This window comes from Phocaeicola dorei, assembly GCF_013009555.1.
GTDB lineage: Bacteria > Bacteroidota > Bacteroidia > Bacteroidales > Bacteroidaceae > Phocaeicola > Phocaeicola dorei.
This window is the reverse complement of sequence record NZ_CP046176.1, coordinates 3,104,980-3,130,814: the sequence shown is the minus strand read 5'-3', so window position 1 is coordinate 3,130,814 and position 25,835 is coordinate 3,104,980. Positions and strand designations below refer to the sequence as shown.

Sequence of the window (25,835 nt, the reverse complement as noted above, 5' to 3'; positions counted from 1 at the left end):
ATATTTTTTAAAGACAAAAGAAAAGCCGCCCTTTTGTGAGGGGCGGCTGGAGCCTATCATGATAAATCTGTTTTTGATTTTGCCGGCAGTTCGTTTTTAATGTGAAAAAAGGATTATTTCTTTGTTCTGATTTTATATCCTATCATTCCATAATATAGAATGAAAAGGAAACAGGGAACACAGATCCAATAGGAGGTCTGGAAACTAGTTGCATCTTGAACTATACCGCGCACCCATGGCATAACCGCTCCACCGGCAATGGCCATGGTTAGCAATGAAGAGCCGGCTTTGGTGAATTTGCCGAGATCCGCCATTGCGAGAGGCCATAATGCGGGCCACATTAATGAGCATCCTAATGCCATAAAGAATATGCAGTAGACTGAAATTTCAGCCGGCATGGTCGCTACTAGTGCAGAACCAATGATGGCTATGATGGCACATATTTTCATTGCGGTAGCCTGGCTCAGATATTTAGGGATTAAGGTTGCGCCGCAAATGTATCCTACTACCATACCGATGGAAGGGATAAATCCGTAATTGTCACCCGGCAGCTCCAATGCTTTGGCATATCCGGTTGCAGTTGCCAAGGCTATGGTTTCCACACCTACATAAAGGAAAAGAGCAATTACTCCTAATAGCAAGTGAGGAAATTGCATGATAGAAGTTTTACCTTCTGCATAAGGACAGGCAACCGCTTCTTCCGCATCTGTGGTGGCATCCTCTCCGGCAGCTTTTACTTCAGGCAACGGAGCCATTAAGGCGATAATGCCTAATACAACGAAAATACCGATAATGATACCAAATGGCTGGAACAAATCCTCCATTTTAATTTGGTCTATGGTTTTGCCGATTACTAAGGTAATAAAAAGAGTAGTAGCAGGCCAAGCCAGTTTGTTGCAAATACCCATGATGGAAATACGTTTTGCGGCAGACTCTATAGGTCCAAGAATAGTTACATATGGATTTACTGAAGCTTGGAGTACTGCATTGGCGGCACCACAGATGAATGAGGCGAAAAGAAACCATACAATAGATTCTGTAGCAGCTGCTTGGATGAATAGTCCAAAAGCGATAGCGAAAATGATGAATGAAAGAGCCATTGTTTTTTTGTAACCGATGGCTTCAATACATTTGGTGGCCGGTATGCCAAAAATTAGGAATGGAACAAACGTGGCGGCAAGCAGAAGATTGGATTCTGAAGCCGACATTTCCATTGACCGTTCTAATACCGGCATCAGGAAAGAGTTAATGCCCAATGCAAAACCAATTGCAAAAAACATCATGCCTACAAAGGCAAGAGGTACCATGAAATTTTTCTGTGAAGTATTCATAATAATAGGTTAAATGGTTAGTAATCAGGTTGAAATAATAAAAAAGAATGTCATTCTGCATACAAGACAGAATCTGTCGGGAAAGATCGGATTCTGAACAATACTCAGAATGACATTCAATATATGTAATTAGCTGTTATTAGTCAATCATCTCGAATCCGCAATAAGGAACTAATGCTTTAGGGATGCGGATACCTTCCGGAGTCTGGTTATTTTCTAATAAGGCTGCAACAATACGCGGCAAAGCTAGTGCGGAACCGTTCAAAGTATGGCATAATTCTGTTTTCTTTTCGGCAGAACGGTAACGGCATTTCAGGCGATTAGCCTGATACGTATCGAAATTGGATACAGAACTTACTTCCAGCCAACGTTGTTGTGCTTCCGAGTAAACCTCAAAGTCAAAGCAAAGTGCAGCTGTAAAACTCATATCACCACCACAAAGGCGGAGAATGCGATAGGGGAGCTCTAATTTCTTCAATAGACCTTCTACATGGTCCAACATTTCCTGATGTGACTGTTTGGAATGTTCGGGTTTGTCAATGCGTACCAGTTCTACTTTTGAGAATTCGTGCAAACGGTTCAAGCCACGTACGTCTTTGCCGTAAGATCCGGCTTCACGACGGAAACATTGAGTGTATGCACAATTCTTGATAGGCAATTGTTTTTCGTCCAAAATCACGTCACGATAAATATTGGTTACAGGAACTTCTGCAGTTGGAATTAAGTACAAATCATCTACTTCGCAATGATACATTTGTCCTTCTTTGTCGGGAAGTTGTCCTGTTCCGTAACCTGATGCAGTGTTTACTACCGTCGGTGGCATGATTTCTTCGTAACCGGAAGCGCGGGCTTCATCCAGGAAGAAATTGATTAATGCGCGTTGAAGACGTGCTCCTTTACCTTTATATACAGGAAAACCTGCCCCTGTGATTTTCACGCCTAGGTCAAAATCTATCAAGTCGTATTTTTTGGCAAGTTCCCAATGAGGAAGTGCATTCTTGGGGAGTTCGGTTTCCATACCGCCCATTTTTTCCACCACATTGTCTTCAGCGCTTACACCTTCGGGCACACTGTCGTAAGGAACATTAGGAATGGTGTAAAGCAGGTTGGTCATGTCTTCCTGTGCTTTGTCCATTTCTGCTTGTAAAGCTTTGCTGGTTTCTTTGATTTCGGCTACACGTGTTTTAGCGGTTTCAGCATCTTCTTTCTTTCCTTCTTTCATCAGTTGCCCGATAGATTTGGAGAGCGAGTTCACTTCTGCCAGGTTTTTATCTAATTGATTCTGTGTGCTACGTCGTTTGTCATTGAATGCAAGCACTTGTTCTATCGTTGCTTTTGCATCTTTAAAGTGCTTCTTTTCCAGTCCGCGGATTACCTCTTCCGTGTTGTCTGTAATTTGTTTAATGGTAAGCATATCTTTTCAGTCTTTTTGATATTTCTTGAATTAATGGACAAAGATAGATAAAAAAATGGTAAGGTGTATGAGTTATTCGTTACTTTTGTATCCAGATTAGAAAATGAAAAGTAAGAAGGATGAATTATCTTGAGATAGCGGGCACTTTAATCGGTCTGCTTTATTTATGGTTTGAATATAAGGCGAGCATTTGGTTGTGGCCGGTCAGTGTTATTATGCCTGCCATTTATATAGTTATTTATTATCAAGTAGGTCTGTATGCCGATTCTGCTATCAGCATCTATTATTTGTTGGCTGGAATTTATGGTTGGGGGATGTGGTTGCGCCATACGCCGGATAAAGGGGAGAAGCCTGTATCTGGCACACCGTCTAAGTTGCTGCTGCCTATGTTTGTTGTGCTGCTTGTGGTGTTTGTGCTGATAGGGATTCTTCTCAAAACTTATACGGATAGCACAGTGCCCTGGTGGGATAGTTTAACAACTTCACTTAGTATTATTGCCATGTGGATGCTTGCACATAAATATGTGGAACAATGGTTGGTATGGCTGGTTGTTGATATTGTTTCTTGTGGTATCTATATTTACAAAGATTTATATTTCACTTCTTTTTTATATGGACTTTATACGGTAATCGCTTTTTTCGGTTATTTGAAGTGGAAACAATTAATGAATTTATCTTATGAAAGAGTATAAATTGCCGATAGGATGTGATGTGCCGGAAACAATTATTCTGGCTGATGGTGATTTTCCTTCCCATCCGTTGGCGTTGGAATGGTTGAGGCAGTGTCCTTATGTAGTTTGTTGTGACGGGGCAGCAAATACTTATATTCGTTCAGGTAGAATGCCGGAAGCCATTGTTGGCGATGGTGATTCTTTATTGCCGGGTATTAAAGAGCGATATGCTTCGTTGATTCATAGTGAGACAGAGCAGGAAACAAATGATTTGAGTAAGGCATTCCGCTTCTGCTTATCACAGGAGAGGAAGCGTATTACTATCATGGGGGCTACAGGGAAAAGAGAAGATCATACAATAGGGAATGTCAGTTTGTTGGCAGATTATATGGAGAAGGCGGAGGTTAATATGATGACAGATTACGGTATCTTTGTTCCCATAAAGGAGGACAGTATGTTCGAATCTTATATCGGTCAGCAGATTTCTATTTTTAATATGAATAGTACGGTTTTATTTGCCGAAGGGTTGGCTTATCCTTTATCTGTGTTTACCAATTGGTGGCAAGGGACTTTGAATGAGGCATTGGCCAAGCATTTTATAATCCGGACCGAAGGTAAGGTTTTAGTGTTCAGGACGTTCTAAAAGAAAAGACTCTTCAAAGAATGAAGAGTCTTTCAATTTTTTTTATTTTCTAACTGATTATGCTTCTACAGCAGGAACAACAGAAACAGATCTTCTGTCATCGCGACCTACTTTGAAACATACTGTACCATCTACTAAAGCGAAAAGAGTATGGTCACGTCCCATACCGATGTTTTCACCCGGATGGAATTCTGTACCTCTCTGACGAACAATGATGTTACCTGCTTTACAAGCCTGTCCACCAAATATCTTAACGCCTAATCTCTTACTTGCTGATTCACGGCCGTTCTTAGAACTACCTACACCTTTTTTATGTGCCATTTCTTCTTAAATTTTAAATGATTAAGCAATAACTTGTTTAATAGTTAACTCTGTAAACTGCTGGCGGTGACCATTCAGTTTTCTATAACCTTTTCTTCTCTTCTTGTGAAATACAAGTACTTTATCGCCTTTTACTAGCGGAGATACTACTTCACAAACTACCTTGGCACCTTCTACAGTAGGAGCACCTACAGTTACTGTTCCATTGTTGTCTACCAACAATACTTTTTCAAATTCAACAGTTGCGCCGTTTTCTGCGTTCTGAATGTGGTGTACAAACAGTTTTTTACCTTCTTCAGCTTTGAACTGCTGACCGTTAATTTCTACAATTACGTACATCTTTTTATAATATTAAACGGTTTTCTCCGTAAGGTGGAATGCATCACTGCCTTCGCTTTTTCTACCTCATCGGACTAAATCGGGCACAAAATTACTATATTTATTTATATCTGCAAAGAAAAATCATCTTCTTTTTTCTTGTACTCAATGTTTTTATTCATATTGCATTTTGTGGATGTGCGATTGTATAAATAAGGTTTGTGTGATTGTACTTTTATTTACCCCATTGTATAATATAGGCTATCAATACGATGATGCCTATAATGATAGAACAGACTAGCAACAGTCCCAAAAAGCAATACCAAAACATGATTATTGTACGGCAGAAACTTTTCCACCAGGAAAGTCCAAACAGTTGGCGGTAATCCCAGACAAATAATATAAAGATTGCTTTGTAACTTAAATCAAAAATATTATTCAAGTGTGCTGTCCCGGTAAATGGCAGGATCAGTAAAGAAATCCATAAGATTTGGCAAGCGATATAAACTTGTGCAAAAAAGTTTTCTGTCAGGTTTAGTCGACGTCCGATAGAGGTCCGGCAGAAGCTTAATCGGGTGCTTATTGTGAAAAGGGGGAGCAAAGCAAGGATGCTGAAGGCTTTGTTGCCATGTATCCAACTTTTCATCAGATTACCGACTGCAGAGAGAAAACTATTTTCTGTAAAATAATTGTTTGTCATTTCGTTGAAAACATTTTTTATTTCACTTCCGGCTTCGCTCAAATCATTCCAGATATCTTGATCTTCATAGGGATTATCTTGTTGGGCCATGTTTGCCAATATGTTTTTTCTTATTTCCGATATGGTTGAGTCTTGTTTGTTGGCTTCTCTTCCTAAAGTGGCTATCCGCAAGCTATCTTGTTTTGCCAAAGTCGTACCAATTTCTTTCATCAGGCCTCTCCAGTCATCAATCTCTCCATTTTTTGCTTTTATTTTTTGTTTAAGCTCCTTTTTTATTTGTTTGCTTATTTCTTTTTTTAGCTCATCTTGGTCTTGATTGCTGAATTTTGCATCGATTTGTGCTTGTATTGATTCTGATAAACTGTGGGTTTGAGCCCACCGTGCACTGTCTGCATAAGTAATACTTTGTCCTAAATAATATTTGGTACAACTGTCTGATGTCTGTTCCTGTTGATATTTGATGTCATCCATCAGGCTGGCGATAGTAGGCTCTTCTTCCATTTCCTTTTCCGATAGTTTTATCGCTGTCGGGTCAATGAGCTGTACACCCATGATATATAGAGCAGCTAGAACGAACAAGGTTTGAAATGGTTTATAGTAATGTACACGTTTCCCCCTCAGATAATCCCGTATCATGTATCCTGGTCGGTAGAGTAGTTCTATCAGGTTACGGCTGAAACCATTGTCTATGTTAAAGAATCCGCTCAAAATATTCTGAAAGGCATTTCGTATGGTAAAACGTGGTGTGTGGTGGTTTTGTCCGCAATGGGGACAATAATTCCCTTGAAATGTGTTTCCGCAGTTCTTACAGACGCAACATGTCGGATTCTCTTTTATTTCATGTTTTCCTCTTATTTGTTTTTGATGGAACAGTTTGTAGAAGGCTACTATCTTTTGAGGAAAATAGGAAGAATAAAAGAACTTTTCCGGAAAATGTTTGTCTGGTTCGTAAGGGGTGAATTTATGAATTAATGGAAGTAACGAAAGATTGTCTAATATCTGCCGATGTGGGTATACAATCAGTTCTTCACGGGTTGTCATGCCATTGAGTACACCTACAAAGTCTACTTTGGCTGCTTGGGCGGTTTCAGCGTCCACTGTGCTGTCACCGATGTAGAGTGTTTCGTTTTTCTGGCGATGCAGTCGGCGTAGTGCTTTTTTTATACCTTGAGGATCTGGCTTGGCTTGCTTTACATCCTCTCCTCCGATAATAATGTCAAAAAAATCTTTCGGAAAATGTTGGTCTACCATTTCGCGGATACGAAAACGGAATTTAGTGGAAATGATACCTATTTGGGCGCCTTGACTTTTCAGTGTTTTCAGTACGGTAACCGTTTCAGGAAAAAAGAAAGTGTTGACAGTCATGTATGTATCTGCTTCCTTTACATATTCTTTTTTATATTCGGCTAATGTTTCGGGAGCAGTGATTCCGCTCAAAAGACTGAATGAATCTTCCAGTGTTTTTCCAATGGTGCGTTTTATGGCTTCATTACTGATGCCCGTATGCCCATGGCGTTCCAGTACATTACGAAAACAGATAACGATGCCGCGTGAAGAATCGGCTAGTGTGTAATCAAAATCAAAAAGGTATGTTGTGTATTTCATTCTTTCAAATTAAACTCATTTTAATGTAATGAATATATTGCCCGGAAGGATCTTGTCAAGGACGGCCTCCACTTAACCAGTGTTTACGATAATAATCTTCATTCAGGCTGCTGATTATGACTCCCCGGCTGGTACTGGCATGGATAAACTTATTATCTTTCAAATAAATACCTACATGACTGGCAATCCGTTTTTTTCTACCGTTATGGAAGAATACCAAATCTCCTTCGCGCAAGTTTCTCTTACTTACTTTATGGCAATCTTGGGTACGTTGGTCATCTGAGTTACGTTTCAGCTTTTTGTGGTATACCTTTTTATATAAATGTGAAGTCAGTCCGGAACAGTCCACTCCCCGTTTGCTGTTACCACCGCCACGGTAGGGGACTCCCAGCCATGCTGCTGATTCTACGTACAGTTGGTGATTGTCTTTCATGTCAATATCCATATTCAGACGGATGGAGGCACGCGCCAGTTCCTTGTAGTTATAACGTGGGGCAGAGGTACCGCATGAAGCCAACAACATGGCCAGTGTACCTAATACCAGCAAATGGGATAGTAGTTTTTTCATTCTGTTACATTAAAATAGTCCTCTAATTCCTTTTCGGCGGAATTCCCTTTATTGTCAATATCTCGGATAATCTTTCCGTTTTCCAACAGAGCGATGCGTGGGCATATATCTACTGTGTGGTTCAGATTATGGCTGGATACCAGTATGGTGGCTCCGGTTTCTTCATTATAAGCTTTCAGTAAATGCTTGATAATGGACTGCGAACTAGGGTCCAGAAAGTTGAACGGTTCATCTAGAATCAGTACCTGCGGTTGGTGCAGCATAGCCGAAATGATACCTATTTTCTGTTTGTTGCCTGCCGAATAGTTACGAATCAGTTTTTTTTGTCCGATGACTTCGCCATTCATAAAACGTTCAAACCTAGCGACACGTTTATCTACTTCTTCTTTTGTTAGCCCGTACATTTTTCCTACAAAGTAGAAATATTCTTCGGGGGTAAGATAATCTATCAGGAAACCTTCGTCAATGAAAGCTCCCGTTATATTTTTCCATTCCTCACTCCGGCTCACATCGATGTTTTCGATATGTACACTGCCTCCGTCGGCTTTCAGCAAGTCCAGCATCAGGCGGAACAGGGTCGTTTTTCCTGCTCCGTTATTGCCCACCAGTCCCAACATGTCACCGCTTTGAATGGAATAATTTTCTATGTCTACAGCCACTTTCGGGCCAAAGTTCTTTTGTAATTGGTTTATTATGATATTCATACGCAATTCGTTTTAACGTGAGTCACGGAAGCCTTCCATATTCTCATAACGGCGCTTCATGAAACGGTTATAGATATTTTTTATCCAAATATTGTGGGTTGCAATCAGTAACAACCCTATAATCATCATGATGATGCAGGCTGTATCCTGTTCAAAGAAAGCCGTCAGAGCTTTGTTGATAATCAAGGGCAGGAAAAAAGCACATGAGATGATAATGGTCTGGAATAAGGAACTTCCCCGATTGCTTCGCATGACATTGGCGTTTAACGGGAGTGTCTTTTTATTGTACACAGCCAGTTGCAGCATCATAGCGAATACGAATCCTGCTGTAAACAGCATATAAGATAGAGCCATGAGGAAGGGTATCTTGCCTTTAGCTACAGGGATCATCATAATCAGGAAAGGGATGAACACGATGATGCAGTTCAGGTAATACTTGGCACGAAGCAAGTTATAGATAGATTCCTTACGGCTCATAAGACCGTCTAGATAGTTGCCCTCAAAAGACATCACTTGCCCCAGGGTCATGATACTTAAAATGGCAAAATTGTATATGCAGATAAAATTTATCATTCCTGTTCCGTCATACACATCCGTGAAGGCAATCAGTGCCGAAAAAGCAAGCATGATGATAAATCCCATGCGGAATTGTGTCTTTACGGTTTTGTTACGGAAACACAGTTTTAGTTCCAGACGTAGATATTCACCTACGTCACCATAGCGGTCCAGGAATTTATATTCGGATACATGCTTCATCTTGGTGTCTTCCACTTTAGCTATTTCATTATAGATGAAGTGTAGCTGTAGCTTGCGATTTACTAGCAGAAGCAACAAAATGGCTGCTATGACACCTAGAAAGGCGAGTATGTTTCCTTCTATAAATCCTTCTCCTAGATTCATCATGAACGTGGAAACCGGATTTCCTTCGGGAATAAATTCAGTTCCCGCTAATAATCCGTATACTCCGATCGGGAGAAGTATATAAAGCAATTTCTCATTCAGTAAAGTTTTGCATATCAAATACCAATAACTGTTCATAGCCATCAGAAGCCAAATGCCGCACAGATAGCATAGGATGCCCGTGAATCCATAGAAACGGATAATCGTAAGCAGGGCAAAAGGTACGATCAGGAAAAACCAGAAGAAGTTGTAACTGCTGATTCCGGATTGTAGTAACAGGGTATCCACCAGCTTATTCTTTTTTATTGGCATAAGCAGATAGGGCTTGATTTCTTGCGACATGGCCGGTTGCAGCATGAAGCGTAGCAAAAAATCAAGTATCAGAAGATAAATCAATCCTTGGTTCATGATATGGTAAGGTTCCATGCTGGGAAAGATATCTTCAAAAGCGAAGGACAGCATGACCCCGATAAAGATGAGGTATGCTGCCCAAAATGCGACCATAAAGTAAATTAAAAACTTGGCAAAGCGGTTCCTGTCGAATGCAGGATTCCGCTTGGCTGCAAGTTTTTGATTCTGTCTTATAATAGATAGAAGCATAGGCTTGGATGGGATTATTTTGTTTCTTCCGAAGTCATGCTTACTTCTATACGGTTATTCTGCTCCAACAAGGCTTTGGTAAATTCTTGCAGATCTTTAGCGGTAATGCTGTTTACTATGTCTGCGTAGCCGGTGTTCATATCTGTTCCTTCCCAGAAATATTCATCCAGCATATTTACCCAATAACTGTTTTCTTTGGCATTTTCCTTGTATTTCTTCAGCATGAATTCTTTTACCTTGTTCAAGTTTTCGGTGGACGGACCCTCGTTGGCAAATTGGTTCAGTTCATTCAAAATGATATCCGTCATTTTGGCGCGTTTGGCAGGATCTGTATCGAAATAGATTTGCAGAACTGCTTTCTCTTTTGGATATTTGGTCAGACTGCCGAATGCACTTACACCGTATGTCCCACCTTCTTTTTCGCGTACGCTTTCAGTATACATGATATTCAGTATCTGTGAAAGCATACTCATCATGATTTGGTTTTTCAATGTGTATGCGCATTGCCCGTTGTTGATTACCAATACGGTGGCTTTAGGAGTTTCCAATTTCTTGTTGAAAATGTTCTTATAGTCACCTTGGCGCATATCAATGTGGTTGTCACGGAAGGTTTCTTTGCGATTGACGGAAGGCAGAGCGCCTAAATAAGTCGCAATCAGTGGTTCCATTTTTTCTGGTTTGATATTTCCTACAAAGATGAAAGTAAAGTCGCTGGCATCTTTGAAACGGTCTTTGTACATCTCCATAATTCTGGCATAGTCAATCTTGTCCACCATGTCGGCTTTCATACGGATAGTACGCGGATGTCCCATATAGAGGGCTTTTTGTAATGTATCCTGTAAGGCAGTCATTGGGTTGGCCTCTTGATTTGCCAAAGATGCTTGTAGACGGTTCTTGAATGAAGTAAATGCATCGTTATCCATTCGTGGAGCCGTGAATGACAAATAGACTAATTGCATCAAGGTCTCAAAATCTTTGGGTGAGCAGCTTCCGCTCAGCCCTTCTGTATTACCACTGACGGAAGCACTTACACTAGCTTTTTTACCTGCCAATACTTTCTCTAGATCAACATTGCTGAAGTTACCCAAGCCGCCGATACTTGCCACATCATTCATGACATTGATATTGATAATTTCATCATTCGGGAACAAGGAACTGCCACCCGGACTGAAAGCTCTCATTCTGATTTCATCCGCTTTGAAGTCGGTTTGCTTTAAGATAACGCGTACTCCATTGGACAGAGTCAAGATTGTAGAACCAAACGGACCATTTTCCTGTTTTGTAATCTTTCCGCCTTGGGGCTTTTCAGGAATCAAAGGTTCATCAGAAACTTTGTCTTCATAAGCAGTCAGTGTTTCAGCTTTTACCTTATTGATAGCAGCCAAAACTTCTTTCTTGGATGGAACTTTCAATCCTTCCTTTTCAGGGAAGAATACGTTTACTACCAGATTGCTGTCGGTAACCAAGGCTGGAATCAGACTGTTTACCATTTCCACAGACAGGTTGGGGACGATCTGATTCATAATGGCGTATTCATTTTCAATACCTGGAATTGGTTCGTTGTCAATGAAGTGGCGTACATATTCATCCACGTATGCACCGTTTTTCACTTTATTGCGTTCGTTGTATGCAGATTCCAGCATACGCAGATAGTCCGCTTTGGCGCGGGCATATTCGGACGCGGTGAAACCAAATTTGTGGGCCCGTTCAATTTCACGTACAATGGCGGTTATTGCACTGTCAATTCCGTCTTCCTTGCTTGCTACTATTCCTGTAAAGGCATCTTTTGTTTTGGAAATCAGAAATTCTTGGTCGCTGACTTGAGCGAAGATGAAAGGAGGATTGGCTGTTTGGGTCAGTTCGTTCAGACGGGCGTTCAACATATTTTCTATCATGGATTTCATGTAGTTCACTACCAGATAATCCATGTTTCCCTTTTGTTCATTAGGAATTGCTTCATGTTTGTAGCATAAATAAGCTACTGGGTTTGCCTGTTCTTTATCCGTTTCTATTGCTACAATAGTTTCCTTATTGTCGGGAACTTGGAAGTATTCTCGTTCTGCTGGGCTTTCTGGCATTTTAATAGGAGAGAATATCTTCTTTATCTTTGCCTCAATCTTGTCTACATCTATATCGCCTACTACGACAATACCCTGTTGGTCCGGACGATACCATTTTTCATAATAATCGCGTAATGCCTGATAAGGGAAATTGTCTACTACTTCCATTATGCCGATAGGAAGCCTATAGGCATATTTACTTCCCGGATAAAGGGTAGGGAGGGCTTTTTCGTACATACGCATCATAGCGTTTGTGCTAGTACGCCATTCTTCATGAATCACACCGCGTTCGCTGTCTATTTCCTTAGGGTCCAGTGTCAGGTCATCGGCCCAGTCATGCAAAATTAGCAAACAAGAATCTACAACGCCGTCACGTATCACGGGAACATTGGAAATATTGTATACTGTTTCATCTATGCTAGTGTAAGCATTCAGGTTTTCACCGAATTTCACCCCTATGCTTTCCAGATATTGGATGAGGGTTTTGTCCGGGAAATTTTTAGTTCCGTTAAAGCACATGTGTTCTAAGAAGTGTGCCAAGCCTCGCTGGTTGTCTTCTTCCAAAATGGAACCTACTTTTTGAGCGATGTAGAAATCGGCTCTATTTTCGGGGAGTTCGTTGTGACGGATGTAATAAGTTAATCCGTTGTCCAATTTACCGATGCGGACGTTAGGGTCCGTAGGGATGGGAGGCGTTTGCTGTTGTGCAAAGCCCACCGACACGCTGCCTAGAATGATCCAGGCAGCTGCCATCTTCCTTAGAAAATGTGTCATAGTGTTTGTTGTGGGGTTAGTTTATTTTATTATAATAAGTCATTGGCAGATAGGTATCTTTCTGCTTCTATGGCAGCTTTGCAGCCACTTCCAGCAGCAGTGATAGCCTGTCGATAATGCGGGTCGGCCACATCGCCGGCAGCGAACACACCGGGGACTTTCGTACGCGGAGTACCTGCTTCTGTAATAATGTAGCCTACTTCGTCTGTGTCTAAATAATCCTTGAAAATGTCTGAATTGGGCTTATGGCCGATAGCCAGAAAGAATCCGTCGATGGGCAAGTCATAACGTTCTTCGTTGCATTCACCCTGACGCTTTACCAAATGAACGCCTTCTACGCCATTCTCTCCGTATAAGCCGACAGCGTTGTGTTCGAACAGTACCTTGATGTTAGGATGGTTCATAACACGTGCTTGCATAATCTTGGATGCGCGTAAGAACGGTTTACGTACAATTAGGTAAACCTGTTTGGCCAGTCCTGCCAGATAGACAGCCTCCTCACAAGCAGTGTCACCGCCACCTACTACAGCTACAGTTTTCTTGCGATAGAAGAAACCGTCGCAGGTGGCGCAGGCACTTACACCCATTCCGGCATATTTTTGTTCGTCTTCCAGACCTAGATATTTGGCGGTGGCACCTGTGGATATAATTACAGTTTCTGCCTCAATCACTTTTTCGTCATCAATGGTGATGCGGTAAGGACGTTTGCTCAGGTCGGCGGAAGTTGCAATACCATTGCGGATATCCGCGCCAAAGCGTTCTGCTTGTTTGCGCAAATCCTCCATTAGCTGGGTACCGCTGATACCTTCGGGATATCCGGGGAAATTCTCCACCTCGGTAGTGATGGTCAACTGGCCTCCGGGCTGTAAGCCTTCATATAAGACCGGAGCGATGTTAGCGCGTCCTGTATAAATGGCTGCGGTATAGCCGGCAGGACCTGAGCCGATGATAAGGCATTTAACTTTTTCTGTACTCATAATACTTATTTCTTTACTTAATTTAATTTGATGAATATTATATTATCTCTCTATCTTGAACTCTGTTTGCTATCGTAAGTCTATCACTTCAGCGTTTGGGAATTTCTTTTTATCAAACTTGAATGTCGCATTGTCCAGCGGCTGGTTGGTTTGGTAAGAAGTGACGATAATCTCGTTTGCCGATTTATTATTTTGTTCTACCTTTATATATAAAGGCTGATATGTTTGGGAAACGAACAAGGTGATGGATGTGATATCTTGTTTATTCTCCGGGGTCAGTATCACTTCGAACCCTTGTTTGCCGTTACGGCTTTTTGTCCCCGCATACTTATAATTATATCCGTTTTTGTAAATGGATAACAGTGCGTATGGATTAATGGTTTGCAATTCTTCCGGGGTAGGATTGCTCACATTCACTTCTTCGCTGCTTTCCAGATAACTCCATTGCGTTTTTCCGTCAAACCAGCTTTGTATTCCGCCACTGTTCAGATAGAACTGGTTGCCTTTTAGCAATAAGGTTCCATTGCCTGTCCCCCCAAAGGTGGCACGGATGCCTCCGGCCTGTTGCAGGGCATTGGCGGTTTTGTCCAATATCTCCCGTGCCTGTTTGTCCTTTTGTGCGGACAGGCTGACCGAAAGGAAAAGGATTAATACCAGTAAGTATGTTCTTTTCATTTTTATCATAACATTATTAAACAACTTATTGTTGTAGATTGTTCAATTTCATTTCTAGGTCTGTTTCATCCATGCAGAGTACGTCACGCGCCTTGCTTCCTTGAGTGGGGCCAACAATTCCTGCTTTTTCCAGTTGGTCCATGATACGTCCCGCACGGTTGTAACCGATAGAGAACTTGCGCTGGATTAGCGAAGTAGAGCCTTGCTGATGAATCACTACCAGTCTGGCTGCGTCTTCAAACATAGGGTCCAATCGGTTCATGTCCACTTCCCCTACACTGCTTTCACTCTCTTCGCCTACGTATTCGGGCAACATGAATGCGGTGGTGTATCCTTGTTGTTTACTGATGTAATTGGCTATTTTCTCCACTTCAGGAGTATCCACGAATGCACATTGCACACGTACCGGATCATTACCTTGCAAGTAAAGCATATCTCCCTTACCAATCAGTTGTTGTGCTCCCGAACGGTCCAGAATAGTACGTGAGTCCATCATGGCAGCTACACGGAAGGCAACACGTGCCGGGAAGTTAGCTTTGATAGTACCGGTAATAATGTTCGTTGTCGGACGCTGGGTCGCGATAATGGCATGTATGCCTACTGCACGTGCCAACTGGGCGATACGGCAAATAGGTAATTCCACTTCCTTACCCGCAGTCATAATCAGGTCACCGAACTCATCAATGATAATCACTATATAAGGCATGAAGCGATGGCCTTTTTCCGGATTCAACTGTCGGTTGATGAATTTCGCGTTATATTCCTTAATATTACGGCAACCGGCTTTACGCAGCAAATCATATCGGCTGTCCATCTCTATACATAATGAGTTCAAGGTTTGTACCACTTTGGTAACATCGGTGATAATTGCGTCTTCTCCATCCGGCAGTTTAGCCAGAAAATGCTTCTCAATCGGAGCATAGATAGCGAACTCCACCTTCTTGGGGTCTACAATTACAAACTTAAGTTCTGCCGGATGCTTCTTATATAATAAAGAGGTCACGATGGCATTCAATCCCACGGACTTACCTTGTCCGGTAGCACCGGCTACCAACATGTGGGGAGCCTTTGCCAAGTCCACCATAAAGACTTCGTTGGTAATAGTCTTACCTAATGCCACAGGCAGTTCGTAGGTGGTCTCCTGGAACTTTTTACTATTCAGGATAGACTTCATCGGTACGATACGTGGGTTGGCATTCGGAACTTCAATACCGATAGTACCTTTACCCGGTATCGGGGCGATGATACGGATCCCTAGTGCCGACAAACTTAATGCGATATCATCCTCCAAATTTCTGATTTTCGAGATACGAACTCCTTCTGCCGGAGTGATTTCGTATAATGTGATGGTAGGACCTACACTTGCCTTGATAGAGCTGATTTCGATTCCGAAACTGCGTAAAACTTTGATGATGCGGTCTTTGTTGGCATTTTGCTCTTCCATGTCAATATTGGGACCATCATCTTCGTATTCATTTAGCAAATCCAAACTAGGGAATTTATAGTTTTCCAAATCCAGACGGGGGTTGTATGGTGAAAGTACGGGACCTTTGTATGCCTCGTCTTCCTCATTTGTTTCTTCACTGATTGAAAAATCAGGTTCATCTATATCTTCTACTTCCTCTTCTTCAGTCACATAGGCAGGCTCCTGTTCCATTTCCGGTCCAGCAACCTGATTGTTCTCAAAAGGGAAAGGGACCTGGTCTTCCACTTCTTCCTTTATCTTTTCCGGCTGTTCCAGTTCGAAATCTACAATGGCAGGTCCGGGATTGGAGAATTCCTTCTTGTTCTCTTCCTTTCGGGGAGTTTCTTTGACCGGACTTTCTTCAGCTGCAGAAGAAGCTTGCTCTCCTTTTTTCTTCCGTTTGAAATTAGGGTGCAAAGCCTTGCGTATAATCTGTATGGTCTCATTGCTTAAATACACAAAGAACAACAGTGCTGTGATGAACAATAACAATCCCAAGCCAGGTATACCTACTTGTGAAATCAGCCAGTTGCTTACATTGTATCCGTGCAGTCCGCCCGGATAGATGAAACTGTTTCCGAAAGTGCCGTCAAAAATAAAACCCAGTGTGATGGAGAACCAGATGAGCAGGATGGAACAGGACATGAACCATTTCCAGATGCGGAACTGATAGGCTTTCATTAATTTCATACCCACTACTGCCAGGAACAAAATGATAAAGTAAGCTGCCAGTCCGAAACATTCATTTATAAGGAATTCGGCAAGCTGTGCGCCGCGTGCTCCGGCATAGTTCTTTACATGGTTGGTGGTCTGCATCAGTTCACCCGGCTGTTGGTTGTCCAAAATACTTTGGTCCGCTGCTCCCGTAAAGAAGAAAGAGGTAAATGCCAGCAACAGATAAACAGCAAAAATAACACTAATCAATCCGATTACAAAATGCGTCGTTTCATTCTTAAAAAAAGCGGAGAATCGTTTGGTTGATACCTTTTTAGGCTCTGTCTCCTTATCTGATTTTTTCTTTGCCATACGTCTTCATTCTATTTATTATTTCGCAAATGTACATGAAAAACATTAATTATTGCCTTATTTAATCTCTTTTTTCTTAACTTTGCGATTCAATTTTAATGTTTATGGAAAAGTACAGTCAGGTGATATTTGACAAAAATACAGTAGAATTTGTGACGGTGGCCGCCGAATATTGTGGTTTTCTGGAACGTGCCCGTGATATGAAACGCTATGATTTTGTAGATACTGCCTTAAAAATACTTCCGTTGCTTTATTTGAAAGCGACTTTGTTGCCTCCATGTGAACCGATAGGAGAGGATGAGCCTGAAATCTTCGTTACTGAAGAAGATTATGAACTGATACGTAGGACTGTGGCCGGTGTGTTGGGGGCAAAGGACGATTATCTGGAAGTGTTCTTGCCGGATATGGCATACAGTGACACGCCCATCAAGAAATGTATTTCAGAAGATTTGGCGGATATTTATCAGGATTTGAAAGACTTTATCAGCGTATTCCAACTGGGACTGAACGAAACGATGAATGATTCGTTAGTAGTCTGTAAGGAACATTTCAGGGAATTCTGGGGGCAGCGTTTGGTAAACACCATGCGTGCCTTACACGATGTAAAGTATACTCCTGCCGATGATGACGAGGAGGAAGAAATGGAAGATGAGAATTCATTATTATGAAACAAATAAAAAAAACGATTACTAAAGCCGAGATAGCAGCAATGCCCAAGGTGCTTTTTCCCGGACGTATCTTTGTAATTTATACTGAGAGCGAGGCCGAGAAAGCAGTAGCCTACCTGAAAGATCAGCGCATAGTGGGGGTGGATACGGAAACACGTCCGTCTTTCAAGCGAGGTACTACCCATAAAGTGGCTTTGTTGCAAATATCTACGCAAGATACTTGTTTCTTGTTCCGTCTGAACCGGATAGGTATGCCTAATTCTCTGCAAGAGTTTTTGATGAGCGATACCTTGAAGATAGGTTTGTCGCTGAAAGACGATTTTAATTCGTTGAGGAAACGTGAGAATGTGCATCCCGACCGGGGTAACTGGATAGAGTTGCAGGACTATGTAGGACGATTCGGCATAGCTGACCGGAGTCTGCAAAAAATTTTCGCCAATCTGTTTGATCAGAAGATTTCAAAAAGCCAGCGTCTTTCCAATTGGGAGGCGGATGTGCTTAGCGAGGGACAAAAACTATATGCAGCCACAGATGCGTGGGCTTGTGTGGAAATTTACAATTGCCTGACGGAATTGGAACGTACGGGTGATTATGAGATAAAAGAGGAAGAACCAATAGAAACAACAGTAAATACAAATGGCTTATAAAAAAGTATACCTGAAACCGGGTAAGGAAGAGTCGTTAAAGCGTTTCCATCCGTGGGTATTCTCCGGAGCTATCCAGCGCATCGAGGGAGAACCCGAAGAAGGCGAGATAGTGGATGTGTACACTTCAAAGAAAGAATTTATAGCTTGCGGGCATTTCCAGATAGGAAGTATTGCCGTGCGCGTGCTCTCTTTTAAGGAAGGTGAGATTGATCATGAATTCTGGAAGCATAAACTGGAAGTGGCCTATGATTTGCGTCGCAGTTTGGGTTTGGCTGGTAATCCTGCAAATAACACTTACCGTCTGGTTCATGGCGAAGGGGATAACTTGCCGGGTTTGATTATTGATGTATACGATCATACAGCCGTGATGCAGGCACATTCGGCCGGAATGCACGTTTACCGTATGGAGATAGCCGATGCCTTGTCTGAAGTGATGGGGGATGTAGTCCGGAACATTTATTATAAATCAGAAACTACGTTGCCTTTCAAGGCAGACTTGGGACCGGAGAACGGTTTCATCAAAGGAGGAAGTCCCGAAAACATAGCGATGGAATACGGATTGAAATTCCATGTAGATTGGCTGAAAGGACAGAAAACGGGTTTCTTTGTGGATCAGCGTGAGAACCGTCATTTGTTGGAACGTTATGCCAAAGGGCGTAATGTATTGAATATGTTCTGTTATACAGGAGGATTCTCTTTTTATGCCATGCGTGGAGGCGCGAATCTGGTGCATTCGGTAGACAGTTCGGCAAAAGCTATTGATCTTACCAATATGAACGTGGAATTAAATTTTCCGGGTGATACCCGTCATAAGGCGTATGCTGAGGATGCTTTTAAATACCTGGATCGTATGGGAGATCAATATGATTTGATAATTCTTGACCCTCCTGCATTTGCCAAACACAAGGATGCTCTCCGCAATGCATTGCGTGGCTATACGAAACTAAACGCTAAAGCATTTGAGAAAATCAAACCGGGAGGTATTCTGTTTACTTTCTCTTGCTCGCAGGTGGTAGATAAGATGAATTTCCGCAATGCGGTATTTACAGCTGCGGCACAAAGCGGACGTAGTGTACGTATTCTGCATCAATTGACTCAGCCGGGAGATCATCCCGTAAATATTTACCATCCTGAAGGAGAGTATTTGAAAGGGCTGGTGCTGTATGTGGAATAATTCGATTTATTTATATATTATATAGTACAATGGTGTTTTTACAGGATTTGAATCTGCAAAAGCGCCATTAAAGTTTAAATGATGTTAATCAGAAGCGAATAGTTGTAGTATTATTATGTTTGATAACATAAAACTCCTTATCTTTGCACTGTGTTTTTCATGGTATTAGATTTAAGGTTAATGAAGATTGGGTGTCTGGGATAGATACCCTTCTTTTTTTATATATGATATAGACCGTTTTTTAAAGCTTCTTCCTGAAAGAAAGATTTGCTCTGTTTTTTTCTTCCACTCCTTACATTTTCTCTTTTGGGGTGACAGGCCTATGCTTGTTTTTCCGTTTATATCCATTGTGGGATTTTTTTTGATAGGATTCGTTCTTCTTCAATCCAGGCAGCATAAAGTTCGCTCTGCTTGGTCCTAAAGCTTTATACACGCTTTCCTAAGCCTTTTCGGGCTGATGATTAAGGAGATTTTTACGGTTATGTAGTACAGACTCCGACAGTGGACTATACAGTCGCTTCGAATGGACTATACAGTCTATTATAAGCGTCTGTATAGTCCACTGTCGGAGTCTGTATTAGGTGGCTGGAAGAAAGAACTTAATGTAATGGAAGAAAAAGCTTAGATAACGGGTAATGAGCAGGAATGCTTCAAGATGTCAATAATAGAAAGGTTGCAGGCTTTTTAATGAAGTTGTAATACTACCATCTCACTCTCGGTTCCTATTCTGAAAGGAGGTCCCCATAAAGATAATCCGCTGGAAACATATATATGGCTGTTTTCCCATTGGCGATAGCCGTGACTTTGTTCATAAAGATGGTCTGTTACCCAATTCATGGGCCAAACCTGTCCATGGTGAGTGTGTCCGCTGAACTGTAAGTCGATACCGGCTGCCTGACTCTCTGCCAGTTGGTAAGGCTGATGGTCCAACAGAATAACCGGTTTGCTTTTATCTATACGGGCCATTAACTTTTGTAATGGAAGTCGTCTGGCATTGCTACGGTCGTCACGTCCTATCAGTTGTATGCCGCAGGGAAGTGTGACAACCGAGTCGCGCAGTAGTTGTATAGGAGTATTTTGTATAAATTGGATACTTTTGTCTATCCCGCTGATATATTCATGGTTTCCGGGGACCATGTAGATTCCCAGTGGTGCTTTTAATTCCGTTAGTTCTTCAGCCATGTTTTCAGCATAAAGAGGTATTACGCTGTTATCAATTAAATCGCCTCCAATTAGGATTAAGTCCGGATTCTGTCCGTTAATCATTTTCACATATTGCTTCAAAGACGTTTTTCCTGTGCCGTTGCCCAAATGTATATCGCTCACTGCAACTATTTTTATAGGACGCCGATTATCGGTTAGCGGTTTGGTGAGCGTGATGTTGACAGTATTTATCTTGGGATGGCGATAATTATAGTATCCATATCCCAACAAGACGAATGTGGCCAGTAAAGAAGTCATGAAACTCTGGTTGAAAGAAATAGAGCACAGTTTCAATAAATCAAAGAAAAGTAAAAACAAGACCATATATAAAGTGAATATCAGCCAGCCTGTCCCGACCTCATACATTGTGTGGGATAAGTAAAACGGTATCTTCACATTGCGACTTAGCATCGTTCCGAAAAAGGACAGTGCAGCTAGCCAGAATAAAATAGTCAATAAAATCTTGATTCCGTATGGAAAGCCGGATAATGTTTGCAAACCTCTGTAAAATATGTAGGCATTTCCTCCAAGGTATGTAAAGATAAGGATGATGAAAAATGTCGGCATAAAGTCAATACATTAAATTTGGATTACAAAGGTAGTCCAATTCTTGATAAAAGAGAAACAAACTATTGATATAAACATGAAAATAGTATAAATTGGTTGCCTTAAGGATGAAGATCACGGTGGCGTGTTATATAGAAACAGGAGGTGCTGAAGTAATTTCTGATGTGTTTTAACTGTGCCAGTACAGGATATAATTTTCGTGGCCGCAGATGGAACTTCTGTTGGTAGTGTGGGTTGATGAACCATAATTGTCTGTCGATTATTTCGTATCCATACTTTTCAGCAAGTTGTTCAAAGGCGTCTATGGTCATGCGGCAGCGTTTGATGTCTGATAATTCTTCGATACATGATGGTGTTTCATGGAAACATCTGAGCAGAAACCGATAGAATATACCGGGACATAAATGGATGAAAGGAAGAGAGGAGACGAACCGGTTGTGACAAATTTGCTGATGTCCGCCAAATGGCATTTGCCAAGACGGGAATCCCCAGAATATGATGCCTCCCTTAGCTAGAAGAGGAGAGAGGCAACGGAAGAATTCTTCTTTGTTACTGATGTGTTCAATGACATCGTGTATCAGGATGAGCTGGTAACGGGAAACTGAAGAGAAGTTGAAGAAATCCATCGTCCTGAATTCTCCTTTGTAGCCGGAGGCGGCGAAGAAGGATTGTGCCTGGTATATGCGGCTGGCTGCACGGTCTATGCCTGTTACCTTGCAGCCTAGTTCGGCAAAGGGGAGCAGGTTACCTCCTTCTCCGCAACCTATTTCCAGTATGTGGGTAGAAGAGCTGAGGGAGATAAATTGCTTTACATAGTTTATATAGAAACTGCGTGATGTGTTCGCTAGTTCGTTAAAATAACATTGTCTGTCTTGATGTCTTTTTTGCATGGCTGTCTTTTTATCCTATAGATACAAGGATGGACAAAAGACTGCATGAAGTTTCCTTAATAATTCCAGCGCACTCCCAATTGTAGGTTGAAATGGAACGGGTACTCGTCACGTATTGTGTTTTTAAAGCTGCCGTCCTTGAAATAAAAAGCTGCTCCGGGTTCTATGAAAGCCCCTAGGGTAGGATTTATATTATATTGTATTCCCAATGCGGCGTGTATGGAGAATTGGAGCGGTTTTATTTTCAGACTCTCTGTACTGGAATAGATTTTTTCTTTCTGAACGATGAAATCTTGTTCCAGTTTACCCGATACGGATTTGTCTATCGTGCCTCCTCCTGTGGTATAAAAGGAAAAGGTACGGGTGGTATAAAGCCGGCGGTCTAGTTTCACAGACAAGCCTATGTAGTGGAACTTTTGTCGTTTAACCCACTTGGAATCTTCTCCTATGGAACTTTCGGACGACAGATAGGTATATTGCAGACCTGCACTGACTCCCCAATGCCTGCTTATGGATTTACGGAACGAAAGCGCAAAACTGACGGGGAGATTATAATGGGTATATTCTGTCATGGGGCGTCCTGTGTTGTCATTTGCTATTTGTAGCAGAGCTCCGTAAGCTTGTGCATCGGGAAAGTCCGAGGGATATTCCTGCAAATAGTTTTTGAAGTCATTCCAATACATAATTTCATCCTTATGAGAACTTCCTATGTCTCCCCGGGAAAAAGTTTTGTTTATGAAGCCGGTGCTTGTTCCGTTATTGCCGGCAGATATGGCAAGTGCCAAAGTATATTCGGAACGTTTATGCGGTAATGCAAAGTGGTTATGTCCGGAGGGGCTCTTGTGTACAGATTCTGTGTTCCGGATTGTATCTTGTGCCGGGAGAGTGCATTCTATTCCTATATTATTTGCCGTATCGGTATTGATACTTGTTTGGATTGGTGGTTTTGTCAAGGAAGTTGTCTTTGATTGGGGCCTGTCCGGTAATAGTTTGTTTTCAGGCATAATGGAAGGATTGCCTGTAATGCTTCTTGGCTGGTGTACCGGTAAGGATACGACGGGCGAGGCTACTTTGTGCTTTTCTGTCTGTAAAAAATAAAAAGTGGTGGCAAAAGGTATAAACAGCAAGAGGAGAACGGCTGCTATACGCATCGTTCTTATCCTTTTTTTCTTATGTAAATAGGGGGTGAAATATTTCGTTTGAAAATGATTCCAATCATTTTCGGGGAGGGGCTTTTCGTATTCGTTAACCCGTTGTTTCAAGTGGTCTATCCACGGTTCTTCTTCCTGTTTCATAATGATTGTCGAGTTAAGTATTCTTTAATTTTTTGAGCAAGTACACATTTGGCGCGGTGCAGTTGTGAGGAGGATGAATGTTCGTTAATGCCTAATGTCTTCGCAATCTCCTTATGAGGCATTCCTTCGAATACGGCCAAGTTCAGTATGGTGCGATAGCCTGCCGGTAATTCAGTTATGAATTTCATCAAGGTTTCAATAGGAATCGAAATCATATCTTCTTCGTCCACAGGCTGCATGTCTTCTTCCAGATCATCTACAGAAAGGAAAAAGCAGGTTTTCTGTTTACGGAGATGATGCAAGGAGGTAGTTACCATGATACGGGTGACCCAGGATTTGAATCCATGCAGGTCGGTGGCATGTAGTTGGTCGATGGCGGAAAATACTTTGATGAATCCATCGTGCATGACGTCCAAGGCCGATTCTTCGCCTACATAGCGACAGCACACTCCATACATTTGGCGGGAGAAGAGTCTGTATATGGTTTCCAAAGCTTCCCTCTTTCCGGCTTTACATCCTTCTATTAGTTCTGCGTCATTCATTTTTCTTTTGTCATGTTATTATATAAAGATACAGGGGAGAATAAAAGACTGCATAAGAACAGGAGTTTTTCTATAAAATAGATGTGAAATAGAAGATTATTGCCTACATTTGTTAGGTTAAAACAAAATAGATGAGAAACATGAGAAAACAACTTTATGCAACATTGGCTTGCTTTCTTCTCACTTCGGTCACAACTTACGGGCAGGGCTGGAAACTTTATGAGGAAGCTGCGAAAGGAGAATCGTATGCCAAGTTTGACTGTGTGGCGTTGCTGGACAGTACATCGGTGTCAGTGCAACCGACAGGGCAGGGATCATTTGCCGTATGTAAGGTTATCAAGGTGCAGACTCCTAAAGGAGCAGTAGCTAACCGGGTGATTAAATATGATTATGATCCGTTGACGGCCCATGCCGAGTTTAAACGTGTGACGATATATCATGCTGACGGGCAGATTGAAGAGGTGGATGTGAAGAAGACCTGTGACTATGCGGCTCCGGCCCGTGCTATTTATTGGGGAGCACGACAGATTATGATAGAAGTGGGGGCTTTGAACCCCGGTGATGTCATAGATTATGAAATAGCGAAAAAGGGATTTACATACGCTTTGCTGGGAGCTGTTCCTGAGGATGATTCCCGGTTTATACCTCCCATGCGTGGCCAGTTCTATGACATTGTTCCATTTTGGAGCAGTGAGCCTACCGTGCGTAAAGTGTACAAGGTCAGTATTCCTATGGAAAAAGAGATGCAATTTCAATTTTATCAAGGAGAATGTACATCGTCCATGCGTTATGAAGACGGACGAAAGGCTTATACTTTTGCTATGGAGGACATGATGCCTTTCCGGCGGGAGCCGAATATGGTAGATTTGTTTGATGCAGCTCCTAAACTGATGATGTCTTCTACTCCTCATTGGAAAGACAAGTCTTTGTGGTTCAATAAGGTCAATGAGGATTATGGAAGCTTTGCTCCACTGCCCGAAGCGCAGAAGAAAGTGGACGAACTGATAAAAGGAAAGAAAACCGAAATGGAGAAAATAGCTGTACTGACCCATTGGGTAGCGGATAATATCCGTTATGCAGGTATCTCTATGGGAAAAGGAGAGGGCTATACGTTACATGATACTAAAATGAATTATACGGATCGTTGCGGCGTGTGTAAAGATATAGCAGGAACTTTGGTTTCTTTTCTGCGCATGGCGGGGTTCGAGGCCTATCCGGCCATGACGATGGCGGGCAGTCGTGTCGAAAGTATTCCTGCGGATCATTTCAATCATTGTGTAGCTGTGGTGAAACTTGCTGATGGAACTTATATGCCGTTAGACCCCACATGGGTTCCTTTCTGCCGTGAGTTGTGGAGTAGTGCCGAGCAACAGCAGAATTATCTGCCCGGTGTACCTGAAGGTTCCGATCTCTGTCTGACTCCTGTTTCTGCTCCGGAAAATCACTATGTACGCATCAAGGCAGACAACCGCTTGGACGCTAATGGTACTTTGCGTGGTACATTTACCATTCAAGCCGAGGGACAGAGTGACAGCAATATACGCAGCATCTTTACAAGAGGTTTTCAGAGCCAGTGGCGTGCGACTATGGAAAGACAATTGCTGGCTGTTTCTCCTAAAGCCAGATTGCTGAGTGTAGATTATGGCAGGAATCCTAAAGATTATCAAGCTGCTCCTATCCAAATCATTTTCCGCTACGAGATTCCGGATTATGCCATGCAAGGGGAGAAGGAAATGTTGTTCAAGCCTTTGGTAATGAATAATCTTTATAATCAGGTACGCTCTTATCTACGGATTGATACAGAAATGAAGGAACGGAAGTATGGTTTTAAAGACGCCTGCTCCCGTTTGGTGGAATTGGATGAAACCATTCAATTGCCATCAGGCTATAGGCTGATAAATGGGCCAAAGGAGGATACCATGCAGGGAACGGGAGCCGATTTTGAAGGCTCGCTTCTACAAAAAGGAAACCGGGTGGTCCTGCATAATCGTCTGGCTTTGAAAAAGCGTGTATATGAAGCGTCGGATTGGGATAGCTTCCGTAAAGCGGTGGAAGCTCATAAAGCATACGGTGATTATTTGGTGATTAAAAAGTAAA

22 protein-coding genes are annotated in these 25,835 nt (G+C 42.0%); 6 read left to right on the top strand and 16 right to left on the bottom strand.

Annotated features, from left to right (window positions below; translation table 11 throughout):
* Positions 1-113: 113 nt before the first annotated feature.
* Complete coding sequence (locus tag GKD17_RS13140; protein ID WP_007833521.1) at positions 114-1,331, bottom strand: MFS transporter; 1,218 nt, start codon at positions 1,329-1,331, stop codon at positions 114-116.
* 139 nt (positions 1,332-1,470) lie between these two features.
* Positions 1,471-2,745, bottom strand: coding sequence for a serine--tRNA ligase (gene serS / locus GKD17_RS13135; RefSeq protein WP_007833522.1), 1,275 nt, complete (start codon positions 2,743-2,745; stop codon positions 1,471-1,473).
* A 119-nt stretch (positions 2,746-2,864) separates the two neighbouring features.
* Here serS and pnuC point away from each other — a divergent pair, with 119 nt between their 5' ends.
* Both pnuC and GKD17_RS13125 read left to right on the top strand, forming a co-directional pair.
* Entirely contained in the window at positions 2,865-3,437 is a 573-nt protein-coding gene (gene pnuC / locus GKD17_RS13130) for a nicotinamide riboside transporter PnuC (RefSeq protein ID WP_007833533.1), read from the top strand.
* Complete coding sequence (locus GKD17_RS13125) at positions 3,424-4,059, top strand: thiamine diphosphokinase (RefSeq protein ID WP_007833534.1); 636 nt, start codon at positions 3,424-3,426, stop codon at positions 4,057-4,059. The genes pnuC and GKD17_RS13125 overlap by 14 nt, the downstream gene beginning before the upstream one ends.
* 57 nt (positions 4,060-4,116) lie before the next feature.
* Here the strand turns inward: GKD17_RS13125 and rpmA are convergent, their stop codons facing one another.
* From rpmA to GKD17_RS13075, 10 genes are all read right to left on the bottom strand, one after another.
* Positions 4,117-4,380 (bottom strand): 50S ribosomal protein L27, encoded by a 264-nt coding sequence (gene rpmA, locus GKD17_RS13120; RefSeq protein ID WP_007833535.1) that lies wholly within the window; start codon positions 4,378-4,380, stop codon positions 4,117-4,119.
* Between the two features lie 21 nt (positions 4,381-4,401).
* A complete protein-coding gene (rplU, locus tag GKD17_RS13115) occupies positions 4,402-4,719 on the bottom strand; it encodes a 50S ribosomal protein L21 (protein WP_005839375.1) in 318 nt (105 codons plus the stop codon).
* Positions 4,720-4,933: 214 nt separating this feature from the next.
* Positions 4,934-7,003: an HAD-IA family hydrolase gene (locus GKD17_RS13110; RefSeq protein WP_007833536.1), complete on the bottom strand. Its 2,070-nt coding sequence runs from the start codon at positions 7,001-7,003 to the stop codon at positions 4,934-4,936.
* Positions 7,004-7,058: 55 nt separating this feature from the next.
* Positions 7,059-7,571 carry a C40 family peptidase gene (locus GKD17_RS13105; RefSeq protein ID WP_007833537.1) on the bottom strand — a complete coding sequence of 171 codons (513 nt, stop codon included), beginning with the start codon at positions 7,569-7,571 and terminating at the stop codon, positions 7,059-7,061.
* Entirely contained in the window at positions 7,568-8,275 is a 708-nt protein-coding gene (locus GKD17_RS13100) for an ABC transporter ATP-binding protein (protein ID WP_007833538.1), read from the bottom strand. The genes GKD17_RS13105 and GKD17_RS13100 overlap by 4 nt, the downstream gene beginning before the upstream one ends.
* 12 nt (positions 8,276-8,287) lie before the next feature.
* Positions 8,288-9,775, bottom strand: a complete 1,488-nt coding sequence (locus GKD17_RS13095) for a DUF5687 family protein (RefSeq protein WP_007833539.1) — start codon at positions 9,773-9,775, stop codon at positions 8,288-8,290.
* Between the two features lie 14 nt (positions 9,776-9,789).
* On the bottom strand, positions 9,790-12,609 hold the full coding sequence (locus tag GKD17_RS13090; RefSeq protein WP_007833540.1) for a M16 family metallopeptidase: 2,820 nt from the start codon (positions 12,607-12,609) through the stop codon (positions 9,790-9,792).
* Between the two features lie 29 nt (positions 12,610-12,638).
* Complete coding sequence (gene trxB / locus GKD17_RS13085) at positions 12,639-13,586, bottom strand: thioredoxin-disulfide reductase (protein WP_005839361.1); 948 nt, start codon at positions 13,584-13,586, stop codon at positions 12,639-12,641.
* Positions 13,587-13,655: 69 nt separating this feature from the next.
* Complete coding sequence (locus tag GKD17_RS13080) at positions 13,656-14,270, bottom strand: LolA-like putative outer membrane lipoprotein chaperone (protein WP_007833541.1); 615 nt, start codon at positions 14,268-14,270, stop codon at positions 13,656-13,658.
* 16 nt (positions 14,271-14,286) lie between these two features.
* Complete coding sequence (locus tag GKD17_RS13075; protein WP_007833542.1) at positions 14,287-16,752, bottom strand: FtsK/SpoIIIE family DNA translocase; 2,466 nt, start codon at positions 16,750-16,752, stop codon at positions 14,287-14,289.
* Between the two features lie 104 nt (positions 16,753-16,856).
* On the opposite strand from GKD17_RS13075, the gene GKD17_RS13070 reads away from it, so the two are divergent.
* The 3 genes from GKD17_RS13070 to GKD17_RS13060 are packed head-to-tail and all read left to right on the top strand — an operon-like array spanning position 16,857 to position 19,241.
* Positions 16,857-17,420: a DUF5063 domain-containing protein gene (locus GKD17_RS13070; protein WP_007844427.1), complete on the top strand. Its 564-nt coding sequence runs from the start codon at positions 16,857-16,859 to the stop codon at positions 17,418-17,420.
* Entirely contained in the window at positions 17,417-18,067 is a 651-nt protein-coding gene (locus GKD17_RS13065; protein ID WP_007833545.1) for a 3'-5' exonuclease, read from the top strand. Before GKD17_RS13070 ends, GKD17_RS13065 begins: the two co-directional genes overlap by 4 nt.
* Positions 18,057-19,241: a class I SAM-dependent rRNA methyltransferase gene (locus GKD17_RS13060; protein ID WP_007833547.1), complete on the top strand. Its 1,185-nt coding sequence runs from the start codon at positions 18,057-18,059 to the stop codon at positions 19,239-19,241. Before GKD17_RS13065 ends, GKD17_RS13060 begins: the two co-directional genes overlap by 11 nt.
* A 684-nt stretch (positions 19,242-19,925) precedes the next feature.
* Here GKD17_RS13060 and GKD17_RS13055 read toward each other — a convergent pair.
* The 4 genes from GKD17_RS13055 to GKD17_RS13040 form a co-directional block, all read right to left on the bottom strand.
* Positions 19,926-21,011 (bottom strand): metallophosphoesterase, encoded by a 1,086-nt coding sequence (locus GKD17_RS13055; protein ID WP_007833549.1) that lies wholly within the window; start codon positions 21,009-21,011, stop codon positions 19,926-19,928.
* Positions 21,012-21,112: 101 nt separating this feature from the next.
* Positions 21,113-21,901, bottom strand: coding sequence for a class I SAM-dependent methyltransferase (locus GKD17_RS13050; RefSeq protein ID WP_007833550.1), 789 nt, complete (start codon positions 21,899-21,901; stop codon positions 21,113-21,115).
* A gap of 56 nt (positions 21,902-21,957) precedes the next feature.
* Positions 21,958-23,196 carry a hypothetical protein gene (locus tag GKD17_RS13045; protein ID WP_007833551.1) on the bottom strand — a complete coding sequence of 413 codons (1,239 nt, stop codon included), beginning with the start codon at positions 23,194-23,196 and terminating at the stop codon, positions 21,958-21,960.
* Complete coding sequence (locus tag GKD17_RS13040; protein WP_007833552.1) at positions 23,193-23,738, bottom strand: RNA polymerase sigma factor; 546 nt, start codon at positions 23,736-23,738, stop codon at positions 23,193-23,195. Before GKD17_RS13040 ends, GKD17_RS13045 begins: the two co-directional genes overlap by 4 nt.
* 140 nt (positions 23,739-23,878) lie before the next feature.
* Between GKD17_RS13040 and GKD17_RS13035 the strand changes: the two genes are divergently transcribed.
* Entirely contained in the window at positions 23,879-25,834 is a 1,956-nt protein-coding gene (locus tag GKD17_RS13035; RefSeq protein ID WP_007844435.1) for a DUF3857 domain-containing transglutaminase family protein, read from the top strand.
* Position 25,835 lies beyond the last annotated feature (1 nt).

Excerpts from the sequence above, each read along its gene's own strand:
- GKD17_RS13060 (WP_007833547.1), top strand. The coding sequence starts at position 18,057 with ATGGCTTATAAAAAAGTATACCTGAAACCGGGTAAGGAAGAGTCGTTA.
- GKD17_RS13095 (WP_007833539.1), bottom strand. The coding sequence starts at position 9,775 with ATGCTTCTATCTATTATAAGACAGAATCAAAAACTTGCAGCCAAGCGG.
- GKD17_RS13035 (WP_007844435.1), top strand. The coding sequence starts at position 23,879 with ATGAGAAAACAACTTTATGCAACATTGGCTTGCTTTCTTCTCACTTCG.
- GKD17_RS13110 (WP_007833536.1), bottom strand. The coding sequence starts at position 7,003 with ATGAAATACACAACATACCTTTTTGATTTTGATTACACACTAGCCGAT.
- GKD17_RS13040 (WP_007833552.1), bottom strand. The coding sequence starts at position 23,738 with ATGAATGACGCAGAACTAATAGAAGGATGTAAAGCCGGAAAGAGGGAA.
- serS (WP_007833522.1), bottom strand. The coding sequence starts at position 2,745 with ATGCTTACCATTAAACAAATTACAGACAACACGGAAGAGGTAATCCGC.
- pnuC (WP_007833533.1), top strand. The coding sequence starts at position 2,865 with ATGAATTATCTTGAGATAGCGGGCACTTTAATCGGTCTGCTTTATTTA.
- GKD17_RS13070 (WP_007844427.1), top strand. The coding sequence starts at position 16,857 with ATGGAAAAGTACAGTCAGGTGATATTTGACAAAAATACAGTAGAATTT.
- GKD17_RS13105 (WP_007833537.1), bottom strand. The coding sequence starts at position 7,571 with ATGAAAAAACTACTATCCCATTTGCTGGTATTAGGTACACTGGCCATG.
- GKD17_RS13080 (WP_007833541.1), bottom strand. The coding sequence starts at position 14,270 with ATGATAAAAATGAAAAGAACATACTTACTGGTATTAATCCTTTTCCTT.
- GKD17_RS13125 (WP_007833534.1), top strand. The coding sequence starts at position 3,424 with ATGAAAGAGTATAAATTGCCGATAGGATGTGATGTGCCGGAAACAATT.
- GKD17_RS13050 (WP_007833550.1), bottom strand. The coding sequence starts at position 21,901 with ATGCAAAAAAGACATCAAGACAGACAATGTTATTTTAACGAACTAGCG.
- GKD17_RS13140 (WP_007833521.1), bottom strand. The coding sequence starts at position 1,331 with ATGAATACTTCACAGAAAAATTTCATGGTACCTCTTGCCTTTGTAGGC.
- GKD17_RS13065 (WP_007833545.1), top strand. The coding sequence starts at position 17,417 with ATGAAACAAATAAAAAAAACGATTACTAAAGCCGAGATAGCAGCAATG.
- trxB (WP_005839361.1), bottom strand. The coding sequence starts at position 13,586 with ATGAGTACAGAAAAAGTTAAATGCCTTATCATCGGCTCAGGTCCTGCC.
- GKD17_RS13090 (WP_007833540.1), bottom strand. The coding sequence starts at position 12,609 with ATGACACATTTTCTAAGGAAGATGGCAGCTGCCTGGATCATTCTAGGC.
- rplU (WP_005839375.1), bottom strand. The coding sequence starts at position 4,719 with ATGTACGTAATTGTAGAAATTAACGGTCAGCAGTTCAAAGCTGAAGAA.
- rpmA (WP_007833535.1), bottom strand. The coding sequence starts at position 4,380 with ATGGCACATAAAAAAGGTGTAGGTAGTTCTAAGAACGGCCGTGAATCA.
- GKD17_RS13100 (WP_007833538.1), bottom strand. The coding sequence starts at position 8,275 with ATGAATATCATAATAAACCAATTACAAAAGAACTTTGGCCCGAAAGTG.
- GKD17_RS13075 (WP_007833542.1), bottom strand. The coding sequence starts at position 16,752 with ATGGCAAAGAAAAAATCAGATAAGGAGACAGAGCCTAAAAAGGTATCA.
- GKD17_RS13055 (WP_007833549.1), bottom strand. The coding sequence starts at position 21,011 with ATGCCGACATTTTTCATCATCCTTATCTTTACATACCTTGGAGGAAAT.
- GKD17_RS13045 (WP_007833551.1), bottom strand. The coding sequence starts at position 23,196 with ATGAAACAGGAAGAAGAACCGTGGATAGACCACTTGAAACAACGGGTT.